The following is a 5,702-nucleotide window of genomic DNA, read 5'->3' as shown; positions in this document are numbered from 1 at the left end:
GTCTTTTGTCTCATAGCCCGCAGCTTTACCGTCCAACTTCCCACATCATTGGAGGCGTCCAATACTAGTCAGGACACGATTATACCAATGTATAATTATGTACATCCGAAGCATAATTTCATTCTCCAAAAGCCAATGTAACATAGCAACTATGAAAAACCTTTTGACCCATACAATAGCTGCCGTTGTCATCTCCACGGCGATTTCCGCAGGTTTCGTGCCCGGTCATGGGACCTCTGGCTCGTTCGCCTCTGATCGAACGCGGCACATGGAAAAGACGTCTGGACACGGCAGCAAGTATTATCGAAGCGATACTCGTAAGGTCTTCCCGGAATGGGAGAACAATATTTGGGAGGATCAGGTCTGGAACGGGCTTGGTTAATTCAAGCCAGCGCGTCCGCCACCTCGTCAACCCGCCGTTGAGCGGCCAACAGATGGAATGACAATGACAAATAACCCAAAAGACAGAAAGGCCCTGGCGACTGCGAGCCGGATGAAGGACCTTGAGCACAAAATCCACGATCTGGAGGTTGATCTCGGCAGTGCGGTCGAAATCGCATATCTGCGCGGCGCCACGGAATGGGTTCGTATCAATTACCCATCCCAATACGAGCGGCTGCACGTGCAATTTGACAGCTGCGCGGCTTGAAGCAGGACCGTTGAAATGTTCGTTTCAGGTCGGCTTCGTCTGACCGCCGGGCCTTATGCTGCTCCCAACATTCGCTGCCGTGCCGCGGCAATCGTCTAAGCAGACATCACTTGTTCAAGACAGGCCGAAGGGCCTCATAGGCCTTGACGAGTTCAGCAAGGGTTCGCACAGCCATTTTTTCCATCAGATGACTACGATGGATTTTGACCGTTATCTCACTCAGGCCAAGCTCCCATCCGATCTGCTTGTTCATGAGGCCGCTTGTCACCAGGGCAATTACCTCACGCTCTCGAGCCGTCAGGCTTTCATACCGCGTCATCAGTGCAGACAGTTCGCCATCGCTCGTCCGGCGAGCCCGGTCAAGAACGAGCGCATTCGAGACCGCATCGAGCATGTCCTGGTCGCGGAACGGCTTGGTGAGAAAATCAATGGCGCCAGCCTTCATCGCCCGTACAGACATCGGAACATCACCGTGACCCGTCATGAAGATGATGGGAATATTGTTGCCAAGGTTAGCGAGCTTGTCCTGGAAGTCGAGCCCGCTGACGCCCGGAAGCCGAATATCGAGGACAAGGCAGCTTCCGGCAGAAATTTTGGCAGGACGGTAAAGGAGTTCGGAGGTGGAGCCGAACAGCTCTACACTCATACCAACCGACCTGAAAAGATTGGCCAACGCTTCTCTCAGATGTGCATCATCGTCAACGACAAAGACAAGTGGCGAGCTGTGTTCGTCCATTACCCGGTCCCTTGTTTCAAGGGAATGGTGAATTCGAACGTGGTGCCTGATCCCGGTTCGGAACTTGCACTGATGCTTCCCCCATGTGCATTCACGATCGAGCGGCAGATSGACAAGCCCATGCCCATTCCGTCCGGCTTCGTCGTATAAAAGGGGCTAAACAGTTTCTTTCGGGTTTCAGGCGTAAGGCCGGGGCCATTRTCGTGGATTTTCACGAGAGCAGACTGTTCCTCGGCAAACGTCTCTATAAGCAGCTTCCGAGTGTTRCCAGCCACATGTGCCATTGCCTGGATGGCATTTAACAGCAAATTCAGGAYTACTTGTTGCAGTTGYACGCGATCACCGTTGATCTCTGGCAGATCGGCTGCAAGATCGAACCGCAAGCTTACCTGATTGATGTCAATTTCACGCCGAACAAGCGCCACCGTCTCATCGAGAACCTCATTCAGGTTAATATGTATCGGCTTCGGAGGTGCCTTCACCGATAGAGCCCGCAAGTTCTTGATGATGTCGCTGGCACGTTGTGCATCGGCAATCATCCCTTCCATCGAAGATTGAACTTTCTCAAGGTCCGGTACATCCCGCTTGAGCCAGCGCAAGCCGGCTCCTCCGTTGGTGACCACGGCGGCCAAAGGCTGGTTGAGTTCATGAGCGATCGATACGGTCAGCTCGCCAAGCGTTGCCACGCGGGCGACATGCGCCAACTCCGTTCGCGCTGCATGAAGCTGGTTTTCGACTTCCCGCCTGCCGGTTACATCCATGATGCTTATCAAGACCATATCGAGAGCCGGGCGATTTGCGGGGAAAGCGACATTGTATAAAACGACCAGCTGCCGGCCTTCCGCATTGTTGATCACCGTTTCGGCTTCATAGCTCGACTTGCCGGACCAGATCGCCGCAAGGAGTTTCCAGGCCTTGTCCATATCCGCGGTGATGAGTGTCGGCAGCATGGTCTCCAGCGCGTTGATATTGGCGACATTGAACATTGTCAGAGCTGTATCATTCGCGTTGATCAGCTTTGTGGTTTTCGGCACCTCGTTGGGGAAAGCCACATCAAGCCTCTGCGCATGATCGATGTCCCGCACGCCGCCGACTTTGAGCCTATCGATAGCGGCTTTGAGGCCTGTGAAATCCATCTGGAGGATGCCGACACCTGTCGCCAGAAAAATTGTGCGGTAGCGCTGTTCACTTTCGGCCAAAACACCGATCGCAGCTTTCACCCTGAAAGCAAGGAATGTTGTGATCCCAATGGCAGCAAGGCTGACGAAGCAACGGCCCATCGAACCTTCGAGTGCGGGCAGCCCTTGGCCATGCGAAATCAAAAACCCTAAAACGGTAAGTCCGATACAGCCAGCGCCGATCAGAATGAGCCCTGTCTGGGTCGCAAAATTAAGCGACAGCAAGACCACGAGCACGTAGAGCACCGCAATGGCGATGTCCAAGGATGTCAACGCGTCCAGCAGGAAAACGACTGCCGCAATAATAGCAGCAGCGGTTCGCAAAAACTTCGATTGGGATGCAGAATTGATGAGGACACTGAAACGGTCGGCTGCCAGATACTGAGCTATGGCTGCACCGAGACCCTGTGTCACAACCGCCGACTTTCTTCCGTTTGTAGACATCATCACCCCCTTCAACCGTTTCGCTGCAAGGAAATGCCCGTTGAAGAAGAAAGGAAAGTTTCGAGATGTTAAGAATTGTTAAGTCATTGGGATCAGCAGGGGGCTTTCATCGGTGCTAGAGCAGTAAACGCCGGGTGAGCTTTTTGGAATATGCGATCAAAGGGTTGATTTTTGGATTGGATGAATGAACTTCGGCACGAAGGGCTGTCGACGTTACATCATAACCTCAAGCGATTGAATTTGAGCCTCCAACTGTCAGCGACGGTGTGCAACGCGTCTCTGGCTGTCGTTTGACCTTGCAGCGTGCTTGAAATGCCCGTGCGGAGATCAAGCTCGAGCGAGGGCCAATTGGCGTCATTCGGGTTGGGCTCGGCGGTCTTCATCTGCTCGGCGGCCGCTGCGGTCCAGCCATATGCTTCGACGATCTCCGGATCGGTCAAAACGGACAGTCGAGCGGAAGCATTTCCCTTTTCCATTGACCGCCGGGCCCATTCCTTGCTCGTAATGTGTTGAATGAATTCGAAAGCCCATTCTTTATTCTTTGATGCTGATGGTACAGCGAACGACCATACAAAAAACATGCTCTTGGTCTGTTCGCGTTTCTGAGCCCCCGGCACGACAGTCCAACCCCACCGCCCGGCTGTTTTAGACGCTTTCGATTTGTTCAGTAGAGTCCCCGTCGCGTTCAGCGTGACGGCCATGGCATAACGGTCGTTCTGGCCGTTCGCAATGATCTCATCCCATTCCCAGGTCACTGCCTCCGGAGGTATTACCCTGTGCCTGGTCATCAAGTCCGCATAATAYTCCARCGCACYGATGGATTCCTCYGTATCGATCATGATCTTCCGCGTCTTCAGATCGTAGAACGAACCACCTGAAGACAACAGGAACGGACWGAAGTGRTTGCTGATCGCCGGCCCCTGACGAGCGCATGTTCCCAAACCGTACCGGAGGGGYGCACCTGACTTYGTCAAAGCRRCYGCAGCSGCCTGGAATTCGGCGAARGTCGACGGTGGGCTTGAAAAGCCTGCGGCYKCGAGCAATTCCTTTTGGTAGTGRAGTATATAAATRGTTCCCCGATAGGGAATGCCGCATAGCTTGCCGTCAACGGATACGGCATCGATCGTTCGGGGCGMAAAATCASCCATGTCGAAATCGGATGCATGTTTGCCGGCAGCGGACGCCAACAAACGATTGTGATCCTCAACATAAGCGTGCATCCATCCSAYCATGGAGGAGCCCATCTGCACRATATCGAAGCTCGTRGGTYCYKGGCCGGACATTTCGGCCCGGCACCGTACGACCAGAGCGTCTATGGGCAACTGCACGTATTCGACGTCTATGCCCGTGTCATTTTTAAAGGCGGGAATCGCGTCTTGGAGGATCGTTCCCTTCCATGAGGCGTTGTCGCCGAGGACAACGAGCTTTGAAGGCTTTTTTCCAAGCTCCGCGCGGGCTGTCGTCGACGAGCCGAGTGCGGCCAGATTGATGCCGGCCAAAGTCGATCCAAGCAACGTCCGTCGATTGATCAGACCAGCCTTGCTCGAACTGGACATGGCTCCCTCCATCACCGGTCAGGGAATTCTAGCATCATTTATCGCTCCTGACGACAAGCCAGGTACAAGGTGCCTTTGAACGATCAGCGAGAACACGATCACGGGCAGGAGAACCAGAATGCCGGATGCCGCGATGGCTCCCCAATCGGTCCCGGTCTCGCTACCGGCGTAAGTGCTTAGGAGGACCGGCGATGTTCGCGTGACGTTATTGGTGAGAATGGCCGCGAAGATGAAGTCGTTCCAGGCAAGGAGCAGCGACAAGATGGCCGCGGTTGTGATTCCCGGTTTGGCCAAGGGCAAGGCGATCCTGAGGAAAGCCCCCGTCCGGGACGCGCCGTCCATATAGGCCGCTTCTTCCAAGTCGCGCGGCACACTTTTGAAGAAGTCGCGCGTGACCCAAACAATCACGGGTAGACTGAATGTCGTATAGGCCAGGATGAGGCCCGTCCTGGAGCTGTTCAGTCCCACAAGACTGAACATCACATATAATGGCAAAAGTGCCGCAATTGGCGGCAGCATCCGCATGAAGAGCAGCGAAAAGAAGATGAGTTTGCGACCGGGGAAGCGGAATCGGGCGATGGTATAGGCCGCAGGTATGCCAGCAAACAGGGAGACCAAAACTGTCGAGGTGGTCACCAAAAAGCTGTTCCAGAAGGAAACCAGAAAGTTCCCCTCAGACAAGACCGCGAAATAGTTCTCCATGGTCGGCCACCACAGAAAGAGTGGCGGTGTCGTGAAAATCTGCTCGCGCGTCTTCAAGGACAGTCCAAGTACCCAAAGCAGCGGCAGCAGGAAGATTACAAGCAAGCAGATCAATGCGCCATACACGAAGGCGTAGTAGCATCCTTTCCTGTAGCCTGTGTGCGACAGGGATTTCATCAGTCGGGTTCCTTTTGACGTATGGCTGCTATCAGGAGCAGGGAGACTATCAGGACGATCAACAGCATAATCCACGACGCAGCCGAAGCCAGCGTGAGATCGAAGCTGAAGAAGGACGTGTGATAGACGTAAATGGAGAGCACCAACGTCGCGTTCGCAGGCCCTCCTGCGGTCATCACATAGACATTATCGAAGGCCCTGAACTCAAAGATGATCCGTAGGAGCATCGCCACGAGCAAATAGGGCGACAAAAGCGGCAA

6 protein-coding genes are annotated in these 5,702 nt (G+C 54.2%); 1 reads left to right on the top strand and 5 read right to left on the bottom strand.

The genetic code is table 11. The annotated features are described in order from the left end of the window. Positions 1-445: 445 nt before the first annotated feature. Positions 446-649, top strand: a complete 204-nt coding sequence (locus ACXJ5O_RS17110) for a hypothetical protein (protein WP_457300931.1) — start codon at positions 446-448, stop codon at positions 647-649. Positions 650-755: 106 nt separating this feature from the next. Here the strand turns inward: ACXJ5O_RS17110 and ACXJ5O_RS17105 are convergent, their stop codons facing one another. The 5 genes from ACXJ5O_RS17105 to ACXJ5O_RS17085 form a co-directional block, all read right to left on the bottom strand. Then, positions 756-1,385 (bottom strand): response regulator transcription factor, encoded by a 630-nt coding sequence (locus ACXJ5O_RS17105; protein ID WP_457300930.1) that lies wholly within the window; start codon positions 1,383-1,385, stop codon positions 756-758. Continuing rightward, the gene (locus ACXJ5O_RS17100) at positions 1,385-3,010 is read right to left on the bottom strand and encodes a sensor histidine kinase (RefSeq protein ID WP_457300929.1); all 1,626 of its coding nucleotides are present in this window, start codon (positions 3,008-3,010) and stop codon (positions 1,385-1,387) included. The genes ACXJ5O_RS17105 and ACXJ5O_RS17100 overlap by 1 nt, the downstream gene beginning before the upstream one ends. Before the next feature lie 215 nt (positions 3,011-3,225). Beyond that, positions 3,226-4,563, bottom strand: coding sequence for an extracellular solute-binding protein (locus ACXJ5O_RS17095; protein ID WP_457300928.1), 1,338 nt, complete (start codon positions 4,561-4,563; stop codon positions 3,226-3,228). Between the two features lie 18 nt (positions 4,564-4,581). Further along, the gene (locus ACXJ5O_RS17090) at positions 4,582-5,442 is read right to left on the bottom strand and encodes a carbohydrate ABC transporter permease (protein ID WP_457300927.1); all 861 of its coding nucleotides are present in this window, start codon (positions 5,440-5,442) and stop codon (positions 4,582-4,584) included. Further along, a partial coding sequence (locus ACXJ5O_RS17085; RefSeq protein ID WP_457300926.1) for a carbohydrate ABC transporter permease occupies positions 5,442-5,702 on the bottom strand: 261 nt, incomplete at its 5' end. The genes ACXJ5O_RS17090 and ACXJ5O_RS17085, both read right to left, overlap by 1 nt.

It is taken from the genome of Phyllobacterium sp. P5_D12, assembly GCF_054049495.1.
Note: the sequence above shows the minus strand (reverse complement) of the source record. Positions and strands in the feature narration are given on the sequence as shown.